Here is a 19,857-nt window from a genome sequence, read left to right as displayed (position 1 = left end):
CGATGTGGGGAATCTCCCTGCAATTCAGCTGCGGCCTTTGTCCTGCCTTGCTTGAACAGCTATAAGGCAGGCCAGTCTGCGCCGCGTCTGCCGGCCGCCCACATCAATCAGAGACACAATAATGCGCGCCCTTCAGCTCGTTTCCGATCGCAAGCTTGAACTGGTCAACCTGCCGGAGCCGGAAGCTCCCGGCGCGGGCGAGGTTCAGATTCGCGTGAAGGCGCTGGCGCTGAACCATATTGATGTGTGGGGCTGGCGCGGCATGGCCTTCGCCAAGCGAAAGATGCCTCTGGTGGTGGGCGCTGAAGCGGCCGGTGAAGTGGTGCAAGTGGGCGCGGATGTGCGCGGCCTGAAGGTGGGCCAGACTGTCTCCATGTATGGCGCGATGACCTGTGGCCACTGCAAGAACTGCCGCGATGGCCGGGACAATCTGTGCACCGATGTCGGCGGCGTGCTCGGCTTCCATATTGATGGCTTCGCCCGTGACCTGCTGAACCTGCCTGAGCGGCTGGTGCTGCCTGCGCCTGAAGGCGTCTCTTTCGAGGATGCGGCCTGCGCCGGCATCACCTTCTCCACTGTCGAGCATATGCTGTTCGACAATGCGAAGCTGGAGCGGGGCGAAACCGTACTGGTACATGCCGGCGGCTCCGGTATCGGCTCGGCGGCCATCCGTCTGGCCAAGGATGTGGGGGCCACCGTCATCACCACGGTTGGAGATGACGAGAAGGCCGAAAAGGCCCTCGCACTGGGCGCGGACCATGTCATCAACTACCGCAAGGACCGCTTTGAGCACGAAGTACGCAAGATCACCAAGAAGGTCGGCGTCGATGTGGTGTTCGAGCATGTCGGCGCGGATACCTGGAACGCCTCCCTGCTCTCCATGAAGCCTGGCGCGCGCCTCGTCACCTGCGGGTCCACCTCCGGCGTGACGGTGCAGATGAACCTGATGCAGCTGTTCCAGCGCCAGTACAAGATTTTCGGCTCTTTCGGCGCGACCATCCGCAATGTGGCCGATGGCCTTGAGAAGATGGGCCGCGGCATCAAGCCGGTGATTGATACGGTGGTGCCGCTGGAAAACTTCAATGAAGGGCTGGAGCGGCTGGAAAGCCGCCGGGTCTTCGGCAAGATCATCGTGAAGTTCTGAGCGAAGCCAGGGTTGTTCAGGCTGGCCGTCATTGCAAGTGGCCAGCCCCTCAGCCCCAAACTCGCCCCTCTGAGCCAAATCCGTGTCTATCTCTGAAAATAGCGCTTCCAGCCCTCCCGCCCCTTCGGGTGGCCCAAAAGCTGGCAAACGGCCCCCTCGAAAACGCCCTCCGCTTCTGCGCCGCCTGCGCAACTGGCTGAAAAGCCGGCTCACCCCGCTGGTGGAATCATTTGTAGGCGGCTATGTGCGCCTTTCCATCTGGTGGCTGCGGCTCTGGCCTCTTTCCATCTCATCTGGCGGCATGGCCTTCTGGGCGCGGCTTGTAGGGCCGTTCTTCCCCGTCACCAAGGTGGCGCGGCGCAATCTCAAGGCAGCCTTTCCCGAAAAAAGCGACGCGGAAATCACCCATCTCGTACGTGGGATCTGGGCCAATATGGGCCGGCTCACCGCGGATTTCGCCCAACAGGATCAGCTCTGGGATTATGACCCGGAGAAGCCTGATGCCGGCCGGATCGAGGTGAAAGGCGCGGAGATTTTCAAGCGCCTGCGTGATGACGGTCGCCCGGCCCTGTTCTTCACCGCCCATACCGGAAACTGGGAATTGTGCGCCATCGCCGGTGCGGAATTCAACGTGCCGGGCGGGGTGCTGTATCGCGCGCCGAACAACCGGAAGGCAGCAGACCTTATCGAAGAAATGCGCGCTGAAACAATGCCCTACCTCATCCGCGCCGGGCGCGATGCCGGGCGGGTGATGGCGCGCATGCTGGCCAATGGCGAGCATTTGGGCATGCTGGTGGACCAGTATTGGACCAATGGGCCTGAGGTGATGTTCTTTGGTCGGCCCTGCGCCACCAACCCCACCCTTGCCCGCCTTGCACGCCAGTTTGAATGCCCCGTGCATGGCATGCGCGTGGTTCGCCTTCCGGGTGCGCGCTTCCGCGTCGAGATCACCGAAGAACTGGAATTGCCCCGCGATGAAGAAGGCAAGATCGACGTGCAGGGCACCATGCAGGCGGTCACCTCTGTCATTGAAAGCTGGGTACGCGAATATCCCGAACAATGGCTCTGGCTACACCGTCGCTGGCGGCCATGATGTGAAGAGAAACGGCTGATGACGCATTTTCCTTGCCCCAGAGCGCATCTTCCGGTACTTCCGCGCTTTCCATTTTGCGGGGGTCGGGAGAGATGAGCGCACCGCAGGTGGCCGTCATCATGGGCAGCCAGTCGGATTGGGAGACCATGCGCCATGCGGTCGAGACGCTTGAAGCGCTCGATGTGCCGCATGAAGCGCTGATCGTTTCGGCTCATCGCACGCCTGAGCGCATGTATGCGTTTGCGCGTGCAGCCAAGGGCAATGGCTACAAGGTCATTATCGCCGGGGCCGGCGGGGCTGCGCACCTGCCCGGCATGGTGGCGGCGCTCACCACATTGCCCGTTTTCGGCGTGCCCGTTGAATCCAAGGCCATGTCCGGGATCGACAGCCTTTATTCCATCGTGCAGATGCCAGCGGGCGTGCCCGTGGGCACACTGGCCATTGGCAAAGCCGGGGCCACCAACGCCGCCCTTCTGGCCAGTTCCGTTCTGGCCCTTGAAGACACGGCTCTGGCCCAGAGGCTGGAGGCGTGGCGCGCGGCCCGCACAGCGGCCGTGACGGAGCGCCCGGCCTGATATGCTTCAACCCGGTGATATGATCGGCATTCTCGGTGGTGGCCAGCTTGGCCGCATGATCGCGCTTGCCGCAGCCAATCTTGGCCTTAAAACCCGCATTCTCTGCCCGGATCGCGAAAGCCCGGCCTTTGATGTCTGCGCCGAGCATATTTGCGCGGCCTATGATGACGAGGCCGCCCTCGCCCGCTTTGCTGACGGCATTGCGGTGGCGACCTATGAATTCGAGAATGTACCCCTCGCCACGGCAGAGTTTCTTGCCGGCCGCGTGAGGCTGGCGCCCGGAGCACGGGCTCTGGCCATCACGCAGGACCGGCTGGCCGAAAAGACCTTCGTGCGCGATCTCGGCATCGAGACAGCCCCCTTTGCAGCGGTCGATGATCTACCCGGCCTGGAAGCTGCGGTGGCCGCCATTGGCCTGCCAGCCGTGCTGAAGACCCGTCGATTCGGCTATGACGGCAAGGGGCAGGTGACCTTGCACCCCGGCGATGATCTCGCTGCGGCCTGGCAGGCGCTGGGACGCGCTCCGGCGATTCTCGAAGGTTTCGTGCCTTTCGAACGAGAGGTTTCGGTGGTCGCGGCGCGGCGCAGTGATGACGCCTTCGCCGCCTATGAGCTGACACAGAATGTGCACCGTAACCACATTCTGCATGTCTCCAGTGTGCCGGCACAGGTCACGCCCGGCACCCGCGCCCGCTCTCACGATATCGCCTGCAAACTGTCCCGCGCGCTGGATTATGTCGGTGTTCTGGCGGTAGAACTGTTTGTGGTGAGCCATGGCGCGGATGAACGCCTGCTGGTGAACGAACTGGCCCCGCGCGTGCACAATAGCGGCCACTGGACCCAGAATGGCGCTGTCACCTCCCAGTTTGAGCAGCATGTGCGCGCTATTGCCGGCTGGCCGCTGGGTGAGACGGCGCGACTCGGCCGGGTGGAAATGACCAATCTCATCGGCGACGATCTGCAGGAATGGCAGCATCTGCTTGCCGAACCCAATGCGCATCTCCACCTGTACGGGAAACATGACGCGCGGGAAGGCCGAAAGATGGGCCATGTCAATCGCTTGTGGCCCGATGCTGACGCTCTTGACGGGCGCAAGACGGACGGGTGCTGAACCCGCCCATTCGTTTCAACTGTGGACAGGCCCTTCTGTCTCTGATAATAGAGCGGCTCTTTCCGGACATGCAGCCATTGCCTGAGAGATCAGCTCTCCCGCATCGGCGCACCTGGACCGGAATATCAGATCATATCGCACCGGATCGGCGCATCAGTTCAAAGAGGTAGTAACGTGCAAGTTCTCGTCCGCGACAACAATGTGGATCAGGCCCTCAAGGCGCTCAAGAAGAAGATGCAGCGTGAGGGGATCTTCCGCGAGATGAAGCTGCGCGGTCATTATGAGAAGCCCTCCGAAAAGCGTGCGCGCGAACAGGCTGAAGCCATCCGTCGCGCCCGCAAGCTGGCCCGCAAGCGCGCACAGCGCGAAGGCCTGCTGCCGACCAAGGGCCGCGGCCGCTGAGTTTTACGGAGCCTCCTTGTGAGGCTCCTCTCCGATGGCGATGTGAAACAGGCCGGCCTGTCCGGCGCTTTCACAGAGTGCTTCTTGCCCCGCCCTTCGGAATGCATTGATCCGATGCATGGAAAGAATCCGCGTGGCGCAGCTACGCGGATTTTTGTGCATTGAGCAGCCTTCGCCTACTTTTTGCAGATGCCTTCCTGCACCGGAGCAGCAGACTCAGGTGAAGCTGTGTAAAACACCGCATATCCGGCACAATGACGGGGCTGGCTGCGAGTTTTTACCATGTCTTGCAGCCGCATATGGCAGATGCGTGCTCTGCCGATACAGATGAGCATATATTCCCCTCCCGGCCTCCAGCGCTTTTGAGGAAGGTGCAGCAGTCCCATGACCGCAACCCGCTGCTCTCAACACAGCCCGCTTTCGTCCTGCCCTGCTGATCTGGATCACATCTGGCGCAAGCTGGCCAGCGCCCACGCGCAGGACCATCCGTGCATTGTCGAACTGTTCGGGGAGCCCGCGCGTTTCACCCGTTTTTCCGCGCGCCAGGATGATCTGCTGCTGGATTTTTCAAAAACGGCCCTGACATCCGGCACACTGGATCTGCTGCTGCAACTGGCTGAATCAGCCCGAATTTCTGACGCGCGCGACGCCTTGTTCGCCGGAGCCCTCCTCAACAATACGGAACAGCGCGCCGCCCTTCACAGCGCCTTGCGTGATTCGCGTGATACCCCAATCACGGTGGATGGCCGGAATGTGATTCCCCCGCTGCGGCACGTACAGGAGCGAATGTACGCCTTCGCTGAAGACGTACGCTCAGGCCGCATCACCGGATGCCAGGGGCAGGCTTTCACGGATGTGGTCAATATCGGCATTGGCGGCTCGGACCTGGGCCCCGCCATGGTTTTCAAGGCACTGGCACCCTATCGGGACGGGCCCGATTGCCACTTCATCTCCAATGTCGATGGCGCCCATATTTGGGAATTGCTGCACAAGCTGAACCCCGCCACCACGCTCTTCATTGTGGCCTCCAAAACTTTCACCACAATGGAAACCATGCGCAATGCCCAAACAGCGCGGAACTGGCTGGTGGAGGCGCTGGGGGAAGCGGCCGTGAGAAGCCATTTTGCAGCGGTTTCCACGGCGCTGGAGCGGGTTTCCAGCTTCGGCATTCCCGCAGAACGGGCATTCGGCTTGTGGAACTTTATTGGCGGGCGCTATTCGGTCTGGTCCGCCATCGGCCTGCCTGTCGTCATTGCGATTGGAGCGCAGAATTTTTCAGCCTTTCTGCATGGCGCGGCGACGATGGATCTCCACTTCCGCACTGCGCCTTTCTCGCAGAACCTCCCCGTGCTGCTGGCCCTTGTGGGGCTGTGGCACCGCGATGTATGCGGCTACCCCACCCGCGCGGTCATTCCTTATGATCAACGCCTGCGCGCCTTTCCGGCCTATCTCCAGCAGCTCGATATGGAGAGCAATGGCAAGCGTGTAACCCGTGATGGCGCTGAGGTTACGCGCCCCACCGGGCCTATCGTCTGGGGTGGGCCGGGCACCAATGCGCAGCACGCCTTTTTCCAGCTTCTGCATCAGGGCACGGATGTAGTGCCGGTGGAGTTCCTGATTGCGTCGGAAGGCCCCGAGCCTGCGCTGGAAGCGCACCACAGGCTGCTCATGGCCAATTGTCTGGCCCAGTCTGAAGCGCTGATGCGCGGGCGCAGCGAGGAAGAAGCCGTTGCCCAATTGCGCGCACAGGGCCGCACGGAAGAAGATGTGGCCCGCCTTGCCCCGCACCGGGTCTTCCCCGGCAACCGCCCTTCCATCACACTGGCCTATCGTCGGCTGGACCCGTTCACACTCGGCCGCCTCATGGCGCTTTATGAGCATCGCGTGTTTGTGGAAGCCATGATCTGGGGCATCAACCCATTCGATCAATGGGGGGTGGAACTGGGCAAGGAACTGGCCACCGCCCTGCTGCCCGCTTTTGAAGGGGGCGCGATGCCGCAAGATGCTTCCGCCTCGACGGCCGGCCTCATGGCGCATCTTCGCCCGCAGGAAAAAGGCGCACCTTAACCCGCCCTTATTCCCCTTTCTTCAGGTTCGTCTCGCACCTGTGCAAATAGCGGAACAGAGCCATTTCGCGGCTGGCTCTCGCACGCTTCTTTTTTTCTGCCCCATTTTAGTGGTGCATAGGGCCTGCTCTGGCGCATTCGCCCGCCCTGCAAAGGCGGCAGCGCCGGCAGCGAAACAGGCATTGAGGGGCACTTCCCCACCCCTGCGGAACGACGCGCCGGTTGACTGGCCCTTCCGCACAGGCAGCACGGATTTTCATGGTGGTACAAGGGCAGGATCACGGACAAGATCACGAGCAGGACGACGCGCCGGAGGGGGGACGCAAGCGCGGCTTCGCAGCCCGGCTGCGCAGCGCCGCACGGCATGAGCCGAGCCTCAAGCCCCATCGGGAGCATGCCCACCAAGGCATGGGGCGCGAACCGACTTTTACCGCCGCACAGGCTGAAGAACCGGATATGCCCACCTCTCCCTTCGATATTCGTCTGAACCCGGAAGATCGCTCGGCCAGCCGTCTCCCCCGTCAAAAGCCATCACGCAAGGCCCCACGCCGCCAGCAACCCCCGCTCCGTCGCGAACCGGCCATGGGGGGCAATGTGGAGCCGCAAACAAGCTCTATGCGTGACCATCCCGACTGGGATGGCACTACGCCTCATGGCCAGCGCGCCCCGCAGTTTTTCAAGGCCGGCACGCGCGAGAACCAGCCCCGAAGCCTGACGCCGGATGATCTGGATCTCGACCTGTCGCAAGATGAAATCCGCGCAGCAGGCAGCTCTGCCCGTCCACGCAAGACGCTGACGGCCGAACGCCCTGCCCCTCCGGCAGAACGCCCGGCCCGGCGCCCCCGCAAAACCGGCGGCGGGTCCGGCAATGGCTCTGGAAGGGGCCGAGGCGGAGATGGTGGCAGGGGAACAGGGAAGACGGCAAAAGGCGCGGGCAAACGACCGCGCAAGCGTCGCTCCCTGTTCTGGGGGCTGGTAAAATGGGGCTTCATCTTTGCCTTCTGGGCAGCCATCGGCGTAGCTGGGCTTGTGGCCTATGAAGCCTCCAAGCTGCCCCCCATGCAGACGCTGATGATCCCCAAGCGCCCGCCAACCGTGACCATTCAGGGCGAGGACGGCAAAATTCTTGCCGTGCGAGGCGATATGGGCGGCGTGGCCGTGCCTATCAGCGAATTGCCGCCCTATCTGCCTAAAGCCTTCGTGGCGATTGAGGACCAGCGCTTCTATTCCCATTTCGGGCTGGACCCGGAAGGGCTGGCGCGCGCCATCTTCACCAATCTCACCTCCCGGCGCGTCCGGCAGGGGGGCTCCACCCTTACCCAGCAATTGGCCAAGAATCTCTTTCTCACACAGGAGCGCACCTTCTCGCGCAAAGTGCAGGAGGTGATTCTCGCTCTGTGGCTGGAGGCCAATTATTCCAAGCAGCAGATTCTCGATCTGTATCTCAACCGCGTCTATTTCGGTGCCGGGGCTTATGGGGTTGAAGCCGCCTCCCAGCGCTATTTTGGCAAATCGGCCCGGCAGGTCACCCTGTCGGAAGCAGCCATGCTGGCGGGGTTGGTGAACTCCCCCTCCCGCCTTGCCCCCACGCGCAACCTGAAGGGCGCACAGGCCCGCGCGGCCCTGGTGCTGAAAGTGATGGAGCAGCAGGGCCGCATCTCGGAAGAAACGCTGAAGACCGCTCTCGCCCATCCCGCCACTCTGGCCAAGGCCAAGACGCCGGATTCCATCGGCTATGTGGCCGATTGGGTGATGGACCAGCTGGACTCCTATGTCGGGCCCATCAGCGGTGATGTGACCGTGCGCACCACCATTGATCCAACCCTACAGCGCACCGCACAAAGCGCCCTTTCCGGCGTACTCGACAAATCCGGCGCGAAATACAGGGTGGGGCAGGGCGCGCTGGTTTCGATGGACCCGCATGGTGCTGTGCGCGCGCTTGTGGGCGGGCGTTCTTATGAGGACAGCCAGTATAACCGCGCCGTCACCGCGCGCCGCCAGCCGGGCTCGGCCTTCAAGCCTTTCATCTATCTTTCCGCGCTGGAGGCCGGCCTTGTGCCCGAATCAGTGATGGAGGATGCGCCACTTCAGCTCAAGGGCTGGAAGCCGGAGAATGCGAGCCATCGCTATCTTGGGGCTGTGACGCTGCAAAATGCGCTCGCACTCTCCCTCAACACGGTGGCCGTGCGTCTCACGCTGGATCTTGGGCCGGAAACGGTAGTGAAGACAGCACACCGGCTGGGCATCACCTCGCCTCTGGCTCCCAATCCCTCTATCGCACTGGGCACATCCGAGGTTTCGGTGCTGGAGCTGGCCTCGGCCTATGTGCCCTTCTCCAATGGTGGCATCGGCGTCATTCCTCATATCATTGATACGGTGACGGGGCCTGACGGCAAGATTCTTTATCACCGCCAGGGCACCGGCCCCGGCCGGGTGATGGATGTGCATTATGCTGCCATGATGAACCACATGCTGGCAGAAACACTGGTGACAGGCACCGGCAAGCGCGCCAGCCTGCCCGGCTGGGAAGCAGCGGGCAAGACCGGCACCTCCCAGAGCTACCGGGATGCGTGGTTCGTGGGCTACACGGCCCATCTCGTCACGGCCGTATGGCTGGGCAATGATGATTCCTCTCCCACCAAGCGGGCTTCAGGCAGCAATCTTCCGGCCGAAATCTGGAGCCGCTACATGCAGACGGCACACAAGAATGTGCCGGTAGCGGAACTGCCCGGCGGCTCGCGTACGGCCGGCTTTGGCGGCATTGGCTATGGCGAACCCGGCGGCTCGCTGTTGCCGCCCGGCACCATGCCGGAAGATCAGCCCTCCTCCCTCTTCGGCGAACTGGTGGAAGGGGCACAGCCACCTGCCCCGCGCCAGCAACAGCCCCAGCCCGCCCGTGGCGGGCAGCAAGCCAATACGATTGAGGGTTGGCTCAACAATTTCTTCGGCGGGGGTGGATAGGCCCGGCCGGAGGCTTTCACAAGCGAGCCCGGTTTTTGCGGGCTCTTCGCAAGCAGCACCTGCGCAAGCCATCACCTGTGATTGCGCTTGCGCCCTGCCGCGCCCTCGGGGATAAGCGAAGCATGACGACACCTCCGCACAAGACCGCCCCCGGCACTGCCAACGCTCCCATGCCGGACAAAAACAGCACCAATACTCCCGCACCGCTGATCGAGCAGGGGCGCAAGCTGTTTGCTGGTGAGTGGAACTTCATCTGGGCTGCCCCCACCATGGAAACCCTGCCCCCGATGGAAGGGCTGGAAGTCGCGCTGGTGGGGCGCTCCAATGTCGGCAAATCCTCGCTGGTGAATGCGCTGACGGGCCGTAAGTCACTGGCCCGCACCTCGGTGACACCGGGGCGCACACAGGAGTTGATCTATTTTCAGGCTGGCCCCGACCTGCGCCTGGTGGATATGCCCGGTTATGGTTTTGCCAAGGCACCCAAGGAGAAGGTGGAGGCGTGGACGCGCACCATCCGCTCCTATCTGCGTGGGCGCGTCAATCTCGGACGAGTGTTCGTGCTGATTGATTCCCGCCATGGCGTGAAGCCGGTGGATGAGGAAATTTTCGACCTACTGGATACGGCAGCCGTTTCCTACGCCATCGTGCTGACCAAGGTCGATCAGGTCAAGCCCACGGCACTGCCGGAAGTGGTGGCCGGAGTGAAGGAAAAGATCAGGAAGCGCCCCGCCGCCTATCCCGAGGTCTATCCCACCTCCAGCCAGACAGGTGAAGGCTTTGCTGAACTGCGCGGGGCTATTGCCCGGCTGATTCAGGAACGCAGCTAAGACAGGGGCGGGCCAGCGCAACAGGCGCATATGGCTGGAATGGCATGCTGTCCTCATGGACTGCGGAGCATGTCGGCTTGTGAAGAGGTGAGGCGCTGGACTGCAAAATAAAGCGCTTCATCCGCAAACGGGCAGAGGCATGCATCCGCCTCAGCTTTTCACTTCGCCCAATTCTGCAAAAACAAGGTGCAGAAACAGCTCCTGCCTGCGGACACATCCGATACCATTCGGAATTCGGCGCCGAAAATGCAAAAAACCGGCAAGCGCCTGCCTGCCGGTTCCATTGGCATCCGTTCTGGAAACGTCAAAAGGCGTCAGCGCCGAAGGCGCTCTTCTTCCATCACCGCTTCGGTAGCGGCAATCACGCCCTCAAGCTCCGAAATCTTGCGCAGCATGCCATCAGAAGGCAGGGTGTTCGCCTTGGCTGCGGTGATGACCAGCTCACGCTGGGCGTTCTTGAGACGTTCGAGGAGACTAGCCAGTTCTGCCTCAAGCTGCTGCGTCATCGGTCTGGGAACTCCACATTCAAAAGCCTATGGGCTCAAATGCCCATTTCAGCATTGCGGGCACTGCTCCGCTCGCATCGGCGCTTCCATGCACGGGCCAATGGCCTGTCTTGAACATATATCGGGATGTGCAAGAATGCGCAAACGACAACGCGCGCCAGCTGTTTCCAGTGGCGCGCGTCGTTTTTACATTGCTCAGTCGTCGGCCAGTTCGATGCCGCGAGCTTCAGGACCCTTCGGCCCCTGACCCACCTGCACCAGAACACGCTGACCTTCGGCCAGATCAGCCAGACCGGAGCGGGAGATCACGGTGACGTGGACGAAAACGTCCTTGCCGCCGCCGTCAACTGCGATGAAGCCGAAACCCTTGTCCGGGTTGTACCACTTCACGGTGCCGACGCGCTCTTCGGTCGGGCCGGAAGCGGCACGGGGGCCACCGCCACCCATGCGCGGGGCACCACCGGGAGCAGCACCGAAGCTGCGGCGGGGGGCCTCGGGCTCAGCGGTGGAGGTGTCGACGTCGAGCACCTCGGTCACCTGACGGCCCTTCTGGCCCTGTCCCACACGCACGGAAAGGCGGGAGCCGGGGGGGACGCTGTCCTGGCCGGCGGCTTCCAGAGCGCGCGCATGGAGGAACACGTCACCCGAACCATCGGCCAGCTCAACAAAGCCGAAACCCTTGTCCGGATTAAACCATTTCACAGTTGCGTCGATGGTCGGCCCCGACGGAACAGGCGCGCCGAAATTACTCGGCGAAGAATAAGGACGGTCCCCTCCGAAGCCGCGATCACGCGGCGGCGCAAAGTCGTCGTCAAAGCCACGGCGGCGCGGCTCTCGGAAGTCTCGGTTACGGCTCATGTGTATTTCCGTTGAGGTCAATCGCCAATTTCGGCTCAGGGCTTTCCACCACTGCTGAATCTGGTGCGTCTGCTGTGCAGATTGGGATGCACTGTCCGGGCGTCTTGAATGCACCTTCGATCAACGCTCAACCCAGCCACCTGTTTCCTGCCTTACAGCCTAATGGACAAGGCCGGTTCTTTTTGCACACAAACAATAGCGTTCATGCGCTTTTCACCGACCGCCATGAGACTAACACGAAACCCGTTCCATTTGGTACATGAATATTGAAGTTCAGGCGTTTCAGCAGTTTTTTATCGGCTGGCGGCACGGCAGGCCCCCTTTGCCCTTACGTCAAAGCGATGTCGGAATATCAGCAAGTTACTGCAAAATAACCGCATTTTCCAAAATCCGCATCTTTTCCGCCGCCGCAGACGCATGCAAATTCAGCGTCGGGCAATTTTGCAAAGTGCATCATCGCAATGCTGAATCGGCAAAATAGCGACAGAACAAGCCTGAAAAATCAGGCTCAGCCTGGATAACGCAGCGGCTCCGCCACGACGGCCAGGCGGAAATATCGCCAGGAGCCATAAAGCGCGAGCAGCGTAAACAGCGCCATCAGCGCCATTTCGCCCATATTGCCAATATTGAGAAGGCCACCCAGCGCCCAGCCTGCGGCCACAGCCAGCGCGACCACCTGTGTCAGCACGAGAATCGTGGCGGAACCGACGGAAACCACACTACCCCAGTTCACCCGTCCGCTGTTCTGCCCGGCCATAATGATCCTCCTGCCATGAGGCTCTTCGCCCCACGCCCTACAATGGGCTATGAGGTGCGGAAAGTGCGCCGCACGGCCTTCAAGGTCAAGACGGATTGAGAGCCCCCGGCCAGAACCGGCCAGCTCAGGAGAGGGAAACCCATGGCGACACCCCATCTGCCGCCCCATGCACACGAAAGCACCCGTGCGGCCCATGGCATGATCGCCACCCCCCACCGGCTGGCCACCCAGGCCGGACAGGAGATTCTTGCCGAAGGCGGAAACGCGCTGGAAGCGGCCATCGCCGCAGCCGCAGCCATTGCCGTACTGTATCCGCACATGAACCATCTGGGCGGCGACGGCTTCTGGCTCATCCGCCTCCCTCATGGGCGCGTGCGCTTCATCTCGGCCTGCGGCTTTGCCGGCGCCAAAGCCAGCATCCCCCATTATCGCGATCTCGGGCTGGAGCACATTCCCGCACGTGGACCATTGGCGGCACTCACCGTGCCGGGCGCTGTCAGCGGCTGGGAACTGGCGCTGGACGCCGCGCATCAGGTTTCCCGAGTGTCTCAGGTCCGGGGGGCACATATCAGCCTGCCCCGCCTTCTGGAACCTGCCATACGCTATGCGAAGAACGGCGCGCCCGTTTCTGAATCCTTCTCCCGCATGGCGCAAACCCATCTGGAAGCGCTGAGCCCCGTTCCCGGATTCGCCTCAACCTTTCTGGAGCGCGCTGAAGACGGCACGGCGAAAGCCCCCAACCCCGGCCATATTCTGCATCAGCCCCGCTTGGCGGATACGCTGGAACATCTCTCGCGCGCGGGCCTGCGCGATTTCTACAATGGTGATGTTGGACGCGAAATCGCTGCGGACCTCGACCATATCGGCAGTCCTGTCACGCGGGAGGATCTATCGCATTATATAGCGCGCGTGGAACCGGCGCTGCGCCTGCCGCTCCAGATCGGCACACTGTGGAACGCCCCGCCGCCCACCCAGGGGCTGGCCTCGCTCATTATTCTGGGCCTGTTCGAGCGCCTCGCCGCAGCCGCGCCGGATGGCATCGCCCCGGAAAGCTTCGCGCATCTGCACGGGCTGGTGGAAGCCACCAAGCAGGCCTTCATGGTGCGCGACACCCATGTGCGTGACCCTCTGCATCATCCGGTGGATGTCGAGCGCCTGCTCGCCGCCGATACGCTCGCCGCGATGGCCCGAAAAATCAATATGGGCCGCGCCCTGCCCTGGCCCCGACCCGGCCGGCCGGGTGACACCATCTGGTTGGGGGCCGCCGATTCCTCAGGCCTCGTCGTCTCCTACATCCAGTCCATCTATTTCGAGTTCGGCTCCGGCTGCGTGCTGCCCGCCACTGGCGTCCTGATGCAGAACCGGGGAGTAAGCTTCTCTCTGGACCCCACCGCACCCCATCCTCTCAAGCCGGGCCGCCGGCCCTTCCATACCCTCAACCCGGCGCTGGCCGAACTGAAAGACGGTCGCATCATGGCCTATGGCACCATGGGCGGCGAAGGTCAGCCGCAGACGCAGGCGGCCCTGTTTACGCGCCATGTGCTGTTCGACGTACCTCTGGGTGAAGCGATTGCCCGCCCGCGCTGGCTGCTGGGCCGCACCTGGGGCGATACCACCCATGCCTTGCGGCTGGAAAACGGCTTTCGCGAAGATCTGGTGGAAGCGCTGGCACAGGCCGGGCATGATCTTCAGGTTCTGCCGGAAGCCTATAGCGATACCATGGGCCACGCCGGCGCTGTGGTGCTGCATCCGCGCGGTGGACTGGATGGCGCTCACGACCCCCGCTCTGATGGCAACGCACTCGGGCTGTAGAATTGCAAAGCATCCGCACTACAATTTCTCCGAGCATAGAGGGATTATCCGCATAACCTTTATTTGTCATGCGCCTGCATGGAATTCCCTCTACTGTCTCTCCCTTAGAAAAATGAGATCTGGGGGTTACATGCTATTCTTGCGGATATTGGCTGTCGCGGGGTGCGCACTGACACTTACGGGCTGTATCGAGCGGATGACGAAGCCTGGCGCTTCGGCGCAGGATTTTGACGTTGCTCTGGAGAGGTGCAAGGCGGAAGCCTATCTTCAGATGCCCGCGCAGCGGGAAACCTATATTTCCCGGCAAGCCTATTATTCCGATGGCCCGGAGACCTGCATTTCAAACGCCTCGAACAGCGCCAAGTTCTGTCACCGCGAGAAGGTGTGGAACCCACCCGTCACCAGCACGCGCGATGTCAATGCTGATGCACGCGAAACGCTGACACGCTCCTGTCTCTATTCGGATGGCTGGAGACCTGAGCAGTAAAGCCGCAATGCAAGCGGGCCGCGCGCCAGTCCTGTACGCGCCGCATGAAGATGAAACGAAAAAGCCCGGCTCGCGCCGGGCTTTTGCTTTGAAAGAAACGCGCGTCGCCCTTCAGGGCTCACGCGGCCTCTTCCTCATCCGTCTCCTCGGCCTCGACTTCCTCGGCCGCCTTGGCCGGGCCACGACGCGGGCCCTTGAGCAGATTCTGCTCGATGAGCTTGATGGCCTCGGTCTCGGTCAGGTTCTGCACGGCGGAAAGCTCGCGGGCCATGCGGTCCAGCGCGGCTTCATAAAGCTGACGTTCGGAATAGGACTGTTCGGGCTGGGTGTCGGAGCGATACAGGTCGCGCACCACTTCCGAAATGGCCACCAGATCACCGGAATTGATCTTGGCTTCATATTCCTGCGCGCGGCGGCTCCACATGGTGCGCTTGACGCGGGCTCGGCCCTGGAGGGTCTCCAGCGACTTTTCCACAATGTTGGTTTCGGAAAGTTTGCGCATGCCAACGCTGGCAATCTTGGGAAGCGGGACCCGAAGGGTCATCTTGTCCTTTTCGAAGGAGATGACGAACAATTCGAGCTTGAAACCGGCGACTTCCTGTTCCTCAATGGCCATGATTCGGCCGACGCCGTGAGAGGGGTAGACGATATGCTCACCCGTCTTGAAACCGAGACGGGTTTGCGGATTCTTCTTGGTCGACATGCTCTGGACCACTCCCGATCCGGCCCGGAGGCCGAACCTGTTGGCGCTGCGTTTCCCCGGCCGGTCTCTGGCCAGTCCGGTTTCCGGGAAGCGCGCGCCGCGTACTGTGGACATAGGCCATGGGGTGATGTAGCAACGCATAGCAAGTGCGTCGTTTTCACCCGATGGCCCGCTCTGCCAGTCGATGGCAACACCAGCTTGCCGCGCCGTGCCGCAGTGCGGTTGACACGCAGAACTCGCCCTCTATCCCCGAGATATGCGCCTGATGCGCGCGTATGCAGTTGTGGTGGAAACAATCGACTGTAAAGCCCCGTATATCACAACTTTCGCAAAAATCCAAGGAAGCCGGCAAGAGGCCCGAAGGCGTGCGGTTACAGGTGAATGCAGGGCTTGTGCGGGCTTTCGCGCCCCGCTGCCCCCGTGCGCGCCGCCTGCGATATAAACATTTCCTTATATGTCGATTGCCCTATGTCGCGGGGCATGTTAAGCCCCCGTCAGTCCATCCCGCCGCTGCGCTGCACCGCAACCGCCAGTGCCCCGCGCCCCTTCCGGGCCGGTTCCAGCGGGCGGAAGCGCCAGGAGTAGTGCCATGAGCAATGATTATGTGGTGAAAGACATCTCCCTTGCCGACTGGGGTCGCAAGGAGCTGGATATCGCCGAAACCGAAATGCCGGGCCTGATGGCCACCCGCGCCGAATATGGCGCAAGCCAGCCCCTGAAGGGCGCGCGCATTGCCGGCTCGCTCCACATGACCATCCAGACCGGCGTTCTCATCGAGACGCTGAAGGCGCTGGGCGCAGATGTGCGCTGGGCCTCTTGCAACATCTACTCCACGCAGGACCACGCCGCCGCCGCCATCGCCGCCACCGGCACCCCGGTGTTCGCGGTGAAGGGCGAGAGCCTGGAAGACTACTGGGAATACACCCACCGCATCTTCGAGTGGGCCGACGGCGGCACCCCGAACATGATTCTGGATGATGGCGGCGACGCCACCCTGCTCATCCATCTTGGCAAGCGCGCCGAAGAGGGCGACACCGCCTTCCTTGAAAACGCGACCAACGAGGAAGAAAGCGTCCTCTTCGCCGCCATCAAGCGCCGCCTGAAGGAAAAGCCCGGCTTCTACTCCGAAATCGCCAAGAACATTCAGGGCGTGACGGAAGAAACCACCACGGGCGTGCATCGCTTGTACGAAATGCAGAAGAAGGGCACGCTGCTGTGGCCCGCCATCAATGTGAATGACAGCGTCACCAAGTCGAAGTTCGACAATCTCTATGGCTGCCGCGAATCTCTGGTGGATGGTATCCGCCGTGGTACCGACGTGATGATGGCCGGCAAGGTCGCCATGGTCGCCGGCTTCGGCGATGTGGGCAAGGGCTCCGCCGCCTCGCTGCGCAATGCCGGCTGCCGCGTGCTGGTGTCCGAAGTCGACCCGATCTGCGCGCTCCAGGCCGCGATGGAAGGCTATGAAGTCACCACCATGGAAGATGCCGCACCGCGCGCCGACATCTTCGTGACCACCACCGGCAATATCGACGTCATCACGGTGGACCACATGCGGGCCATGAAGGACCGCGCCATCGTCTGCAATATCGGCCACTTCGACAGCGAGATTCAGGTTGCCGGCCTGAAGAACTTCAAGTGGAGCAATGTGAAGCCGCAGGTGGACGAGATCGAGTTCCCCACCGGCCGCCGCATTATCCTGCTCTCCGAAGGCCGTCTTGTGAATCTCGGCAACGCCACCGGCCATCCGAGCTTCGTGATGAGCGCCTCCTTCACCAACCAGACGCTGGCGCAGATCGAGCTGTTCACCAAGCCTGGCCAGTATGCCAAGGAAGTGTTCACGCTGCCCAAGCATCTGGATGAGAAGGTGGCCAAGCTGCATCTCGAAAAGATCGGCGTAAAGCTCTCCGTGCTCTCCGATGAGCAGGCTGCCTATATCGGTGTGCCGCAGAACGGCCCGTACAAGCCCGAGCATTATCGCTACTGATTCATCGTCGCGTGGCCCGGCCACGCGACCTTGCCGGGAGAATTGACCAACCGGCATCGCACAGCATGAAACACCGGCCTTCGGGCCGGTGTTTTGCATTGAGGTGAAGCGTTCCGCATGAAAAAGGCCGGAGCCCTGCTGGGGCCTCCGGCCTTTTCGTTCCATCTTCGCGATCTTCCACCCAAAAGACTGGCGCTTCAGTCCTTGTCCGCCTCTTCCGGTGGGGCTTCGTCATCCTCGCCTGTATCGACGAAATCAGTGGCCAGAACCACCTTGCCTCCGGCCACATCCACCACCGGCACCGCCAGCCGGGTGAAGGGCACCATCAGCGTGCCCCCCTTCGGCCCACGACGACGCCCCTCTGTGGGAGCAGGACGCGAAACCGGCTGATATTCCAGCACATCCCCGGCGCCAAAATCATAAAGCGCCACCACCTCGCCCAGCAGGCCGCCGGCTTCATCCTCCACCCGCAAGCCGATCAGGTCGGCATGGTAGAAGGTCTCCTCATCCTCCGGCTCCGGCAAGGCTGCGCGGGGCAGAAACAGTTCCATATTGGTCAGCGCCTCAGCGGCGGTGCGGTCATCCACGCCTTCCAGACGGGCCACGAAATGATCCTTGGCCGGGCGCATGGAGGTGATGGCGAAGCTGCGCCGGCCGTCACTGCTGGTCAGCGGGGCATAATCCGGCAGGTCCAGCGGATCTTCGGTGAAGACAAACAGGCGAACCTCGCCACGCACCCCGTGGGGCGCGCCAATGCGGGCAACTAGAATGCGCTCGGTCATGAAGGAATGGGGCCTCCGGCTCGGCAGGAACAATGGATGATCCGATGGATTGGCCCATCACAGGCGGCGAGGCAAGGGCAAATGCGCCGTCGCCGATCCCCCCCGCCCCGGCATCGCGCATAAGCCTGCCGCATGATCCTGCCACATGAGCTGCCGCCTTGCTGCCCGCCCCGCCTTGCGGCACTGTGCCGGTATGTCGATCCAGAATCCCGCCTCCTACATTCCAGACCCCTCCCGCATCGCCCCCCTGCTGACCCGTATTGCGGCGCGCATCGGCGCATCGCATGTGGTGCGGGATGCGGAGAGGCTGGCCCCGCATCTGGTTGAAGGGCGCGGACTGTTTCGCGGCAGCAGCCCGGCCATGCTTCTGCCCGGCACGACGGATGAGGTCGCCTTCATCGTCGCCGCCTGCGCCAATGAAGGCGTGCCGCTGGTGCCACAAGGCGGCAATACCGGCCATGTGGGCGGGCAGATTCCCTTTGGTGGCCTGCTCATCAGCCTGTCCCGCATGAAACAAATCCGTCAGCTCAGCCCGCTGGATCTCACCATGATCGCCGAAGCTGGCTGCACCCTGCATGAAGTGCAGAAGGCCGCGCGGGCGCAAGGCTGCCTGTTTCCTCTTTCCATCGCCTCGGAAGGCACTTGCTGCATTGGAGGAAATCTCTCCACCAATGCCGGCGGCACCGCCGTTCTGCGCTATGGCAATATGCGTGAGCTGACGCTGGGCCTTGAAGTAGTGCTGCCCGATGGGCGCATCTGGAATGGCCTCTCCCGCCTGCGCAAGGACAATACCGGCTATGATCTGAAAGACCTGTTCATCGGGGCCGAGGGCACGCTGGGCATCATCACCGCCGCCAGCCTGCGCCTCTTCCCCGCCCCACGCGCGCGCATGACGGCCTTTGCCGGCGTACCCGGCCCGCATGCCGCGCTGGCCCTGTTCCGTCGCCTGCGCGATGTGGCGGGGGATGCGCTTACCGGTTTCGAGTTTCTGCCCCGCTTCGGACTGGAAACGGTGCTGAAGCATATTCCCGGCACGCGCGACCCGCTAGGCGCGCCCCACGCCACCTATGTGCTGGTGGAGCTCACCTCCACCCGGCGCAGGGATGATCTCACCCGGCTGGCCGAAGAGGTGTTCGCCGAGGCCATGGAAGCCGGGGAGTTGGAAGACGCCGTGATCGCCACCAGCGAGACGCAGGCCGATGCCTTGTGGAAACTGCGGGAGAGCCTTTCCGAAGCGCAGAAGGGAGAAGGTGGCTCCATCAAGCATGATGTCTCCGTGCCGGTCTCGCGTGTGGCCGATTTCGTCACCGAGGCCAGCGCCCTGTGCGAGGCGCGGCTGCCGGGCCTGCGCGTCTGCGCCTTCGGCCATATGGGCGATGGCAATATCCACTTCAATCTCACCCAGCCGGTGGGCATGGACAAGGCCGCCTTCATCGCCCGCTGGGAGGAATTCAACCGCATTGTGCATGATCTGGTGGCCGGGATGGAAGGTTCCATTTCGGCCGAGCATGGCATCGGCCTGCTCAAGCGCGAGGAACTGGCCCGCTACAAGCCCCCTTCGGCCCTCGCCCTGATGGCCACGCTGAAACAGGCGCTGGACCCGCAAGGGCTGATGAACCCCGGAAAGGTGCTGCACCATGAGCCTTCTCGTCCATGAAGCAAGCGTGGATGCGGTTCTCACGCAGGGCATAGCGCTGAACGACGATTGAGGGTATCCATCCGCACATATTCTCCATGGCGCATGCGTCTGCTCGTGTGCCGCCTGCCAATAGCCCGAGGAGCCCAT

Annotated in this window: 17 protein-coding genes; 12 read left to right on the top strand and 5 right to left on the bottom strand. The window is 62.4% G+C overall.

Going from position 1 to position 19,857, the window contains the following annotated elements; genetic code table 11:
* Nucleotides 1-121: 121 nt before the first annotated feature.
* From ACT6QH_RS14430 to yihA, 8 genes are all read left to right on the top strand, one after another.
* Nucleotides 122-1,144: a zinc-binding dehydrogenase gene (locus ACT6QH_RS14430; RefSeq protein WP_444975523.1), complete on the top strand. Its 1,023-nt coding sequence runs from the start codon at nt 122-124 to the stop codon at nt 1,142-1,144.
* 82 nt (nt 1,145-1,226) lie between these two features.
* Complete coding sequence (locus tag ACT6QH_RS14425; RefSeq protein ID WP_444975522.1) at nt 1,227-2,237, top strand: lipid A biosynthesis lauroyl acyltransferase; 1,011 nt, start codon at nt 1,227-1,229, stop codon at nt 2,235-2,237.
* 92 nt (nt 2,238-2,329) lie between these two features.
* Nucleotides 2,330-2,812 carry a 5-(carboxyamino)imidazole ribonucleotide mutase gene (purE, locus tag ACT6QH_RS14420; RefSeq protein ID WP_444975521.1) on the top strand — a complete coding sequence of 161 codons (483 nt, stop codon included), beginning with the start codon at nt 2,330-2,332 and terminating at the stop codon, nt 2,810-2,812.
* A 1-nt stretch (nt 2,813) separates the two neighbouring features.
* The gene (locus ACT6QH_RS14415; RefSeq protein ID WP_444975520.1) at nt 2,814-3,923 is read left to right on the top strand and encodes a 5-(carboxyamino)imidazole ribonucleotide synthase; all 1,110 of its coding nucleotides are present in this window, start codon (nt 2,814-2,816) and stop codon (nt 3,921-3,923) included.
* A 174-nt stretch (nt 3,924-4,097) separates the two neighbouring features.
* Nucleotides 4,098-4,325 (top strand): 30S ribosomal protein S21, encoded by a 228-nt coding sequence (gene rpsU / locus ACT6QH_RS14410; RefSeq protein ID WP_444975519.1) that lies wholly within the window; start codon nt 4,098-4,100, stop codon nt 4,323-4,325.
* 384 nt (nt 4,326-4,709) lie between these two features.
* Nucleotides 4,710-6,392, top strand: a complete 1,683-nt coding sequence (gene pgi / locus ACT6QH_RS14405) for a glucose-6-phosphate isomerase (protein ID WP_444975518.1) — start codon at nt 4,710-4,712, stop codon at nt 6,390-6,392.
* Between the two features lie 257 nt (nt 6,393-6,649).
* A complete protein-coding gene (locus ACT6QH_RS14400) occupies nt 6,650-9,352 on the top strand; it encodes a transglycosylase domain-containing protein (RefSeq protein ID WP_444975517.1) in 2,703 nt (900 codons plus the stop codon).
* Nucleotides 9,353-9,522: 170 nt separating this feature from the next.
* Nucleotides 9,523-10,179, top strand: coding sequence for a ribosome biogenesis GTP-binding protein YihA/YsxC (gene yihA, locus ACT6QH_RS14395; RefSeq protein ID WP_444975564.1), 657 nt, complete (start codon nt 9,523-9,525; stop codon nt 10,177-10,179).
* Between the two features lie 314 nt (nt 10,180-10,493).
* Here the strand turns inward: yihA and ACT6QH_RS14390 are convergent, their stop codons facing one another.
* From ACT6QH_RS14390 to ACT6QH_RS14380, 3 genes are all read right to left on the bottom strand, one after another.
* Nucleotides 10,494-10,685: a hypothetical protein gene (locus tag ACT6QH_RS14390; protein ID WP_444975516.1), complete on the bottom strand. Its 192-nt coding sequence runs from the start codon at nt 10,683-10,685 to the stop codon at nt 10,494-10,496.
* Nucleotides 10,686-10,880: 195 nt separating this feature from the next.
* Nucleotides 10,881-11,543, bottom strand: coding sequence for a cold-shock protein (locus ACT6QH_RS14385; protein ID WP_444975515.1), 663 nt, complete (start codon nt 11,541-11,543; stop codon nt 10,881-10,883).
* Between the two features lie 508 nt (nt 11,544-12,051).
* Nucleotides 12,052-12,300, bottom strand: coding sequence for a hypothetical protein (locus ACT6QH_RS14380; protein WP_444975514.1), 249 nt, complete (start codon nt 12,298-12,300; stop codon nt 12,052-12,054).
* A 141-nt stretch (nt 12,301-12,441) separates the two neighbouring features.
* Between ACT6QH_RS14380 and ACT6QH_RS14375 the strand changes: the two genes are divergently transcribed.
* Both ACT6QH_RS14375 and ACT6QH_RS14370 read left to right on the top strand, forming a co-directional pair.
* Entirely contained in the window at nt 12,442-14,112 is a 1,671-nt protein-coding gene (locus ACT6QH_RS14375; protein WP_444975513.1) for a gamma-glutamyltransferase family protein, read from the top strand.
* Between the two features lie 196 nt (nt 14,113-14,308).
* Nucleotides 14,309-14,599: a hypothetical protein gene (locus ACT6QH_RS14370; protein WP_444975512.1), complete on the top strand. Its 291-nt coding sequence runs from the start codon at nt 14,309-14,311 to the stop codon at nt 14,597-14,599.
* Nucleotides 14,600-14,717: 118 nt separating this feature from the next.
* Here ACT6QH_RS14370 and ACT6QH_RS14365 read toward each other — a convergent pair whose 3' ends face one another.
* Nucleotides 14,718-15,302 carry a CarD family transcriptional regulator gene (locus ACT6QH_RS14365; protein WP_444975511.1) on the bottom strand — a complete coding sequence of 195 codons (585 nt, stop codon included), beginning with the start codon at nt 15,300-15,302 and terminating at the stop codon, nt 14,718-14,720.
* A gap of 589 nt (nt 15,303-15,891) precedes the next feature.
* On the opposite strand from ACT6QH_RS14365, the gene ahcY reads away from it, so the two are divergent.
* On the top strand, nt 15,892-17,289 hold the full coding sequence (gene ahcY, locus ACT6QH_RS14360; RefSeq protein WP_444975510.1) for an adenosylhomocysteinase: 1,398 nt from the start codon (nt 15,892-15,894) through the stop codon (nt 17,287-17,289).
* A 197-nt stretch (nt 17,290-17,486) separates the two neighbouring features.
* Here ahcY and rimM read toward each other — a convergent pair whose 3' ends face one another.
* Entirely contained in the window at nt 17,487-18,071 is a 585-nt protein-coding gene (gene rimM / locus ACT6QH_RS14355; protein ID WP_444975509.1) for a ribosome maturation factor RimM, read from the bottom strand.
* Between the two features lie 193 nt (nt 18,072-18,264).
* Between rimM and ACT6QH_RS14350 the strand changes: the two genes are divergently transcribed.
* Nucleotides 18,265-19,728: an FAD-binding oxidoreductase gene (locus ACT6QH_RS14350; RefSeq protein ID WP_444975563.1), complete on the top strand. Its 1,464-nt coding sequence runs from the start codon at nt 18,265-18,267 to the stop codon at nt 19,726-19,728.
* Nucleotides 19,729-19,857: the final 129 nt, after the last annotated feature.

The organism is Haloleucobacter albus, assembly GCF_052492075.1.
This window is presented reverse-complemented; position numbering and strand designations above follow the sequence as displayed.

Excerpts from the sequence above, each read along its gene's own strand:
- ACT6QH_RS14370 (WP_444975512.1), top strand. The coding sequence starts at position 14,309 with ATGACGAAGCCTGGCGCTTCGGCGCAGGATTTTGACGTTGCTCTGGAG.
- ACT6QH_RS14385 (WP_444975515.1), bottom strand. The coding sequence starts at position 11,543 with ATGAGCCGTAACCGAGACTTCCGAGAGCCGCGCCGCCGTGGCTTTGAC.
- rimM (WP_444975509.1), bottom strand. The coding sequence starts at position 18,071 with ATGACCGAGCGCATTCTAGTTGCCCGCATTGGCGCGCCCCACGGGGTG.
- ACT6QH_RS14430 (WP_444975523.1), top strand. The coding sequence starts at position 122 with ATGCGCGCCCTTCAGCTCGTTTCCGATCGCAAGCTTGAACTGGTCAAC.
- pgi (WP_444975518.1), top strand. The coding sequence starts at position 4,710 with ATGACCGCAACCCGCTGCTCTCAACACAGCCCGCTTTCGTCCTGCCCT.
- ACT6QH_RS14365 (WP_444975511.1), bottom strand. The coding sequence starts at position 15,302 with ATGTCGACCAAGAAGAATCCGCAAACCCGTCTCGGTTTCAAGACGGGT.
- ACT6QH_RS14390 (WP_444975516.1), bottom strand. The coding sequence starts at position 10,685 with ATGACGCAGCAGCTTGAGGCAGAACTGGCTAGTCTCCTCGAACGTCTC.
- ACT6QH_RS14375 (WP_444975513.1), top strand. The coding sequence starts at position 12,442 with ATGGCGACACCCCATCTGCCGCCCCATGCACACGAAAGCACCCGTGCG.
- purE (WP_444975521.1), top strand. The coding sequence starts at position 2,330 with ATGAGCGCACCGCAGGTGGCCGTCATCATGGGCAGCCAGTCGGATTGG.
- ACT6QH_RS14400 (WP_444975517.1), top strand. The coding sequence starts at position 6,650 with ATGGTGGTACAAGGGCAGGATCACGGACAAGATCACGAGCAGGACGAC.
- ahcY (WP_444975510.1), top strand. The coding sequence starts at position 15,892 with ATGAGCAATGATTATGTGGTGAAAGACATCTCCCTTGCCGACTGGGGT.
- yihA (WP_444975564.1), top strand. The coding sequence starts at position 9,523 with ATGCCGGACAAAAACAGCACCAATACTCCCGCACCGCTGATCGAGCAG.
- ACT6QH_RS14380 (WP_444975514.1), bottom strand. The coding sequence starts at position 12,300 with ATGGCCGGGCAGAACAGCGGACGGGTGAACTGGGGTAGTGTGGTTTCC.
- ACT6QH_RS14415 (WP_444975520.1), top strand. The coding sequence starts at position 2,814 with ATGCTTCAACCCGGTGATATGATCGGCATTCTCGGTGGTGGCCAGCTT.
- ACT6QH_RS14350 (WP_444975563.1), top strand. The coding sequence starts at position 18,265 with ATGTCGATCCAGAATCCCGCCTCCTACATTCCAGACCCCTCCCGCATC.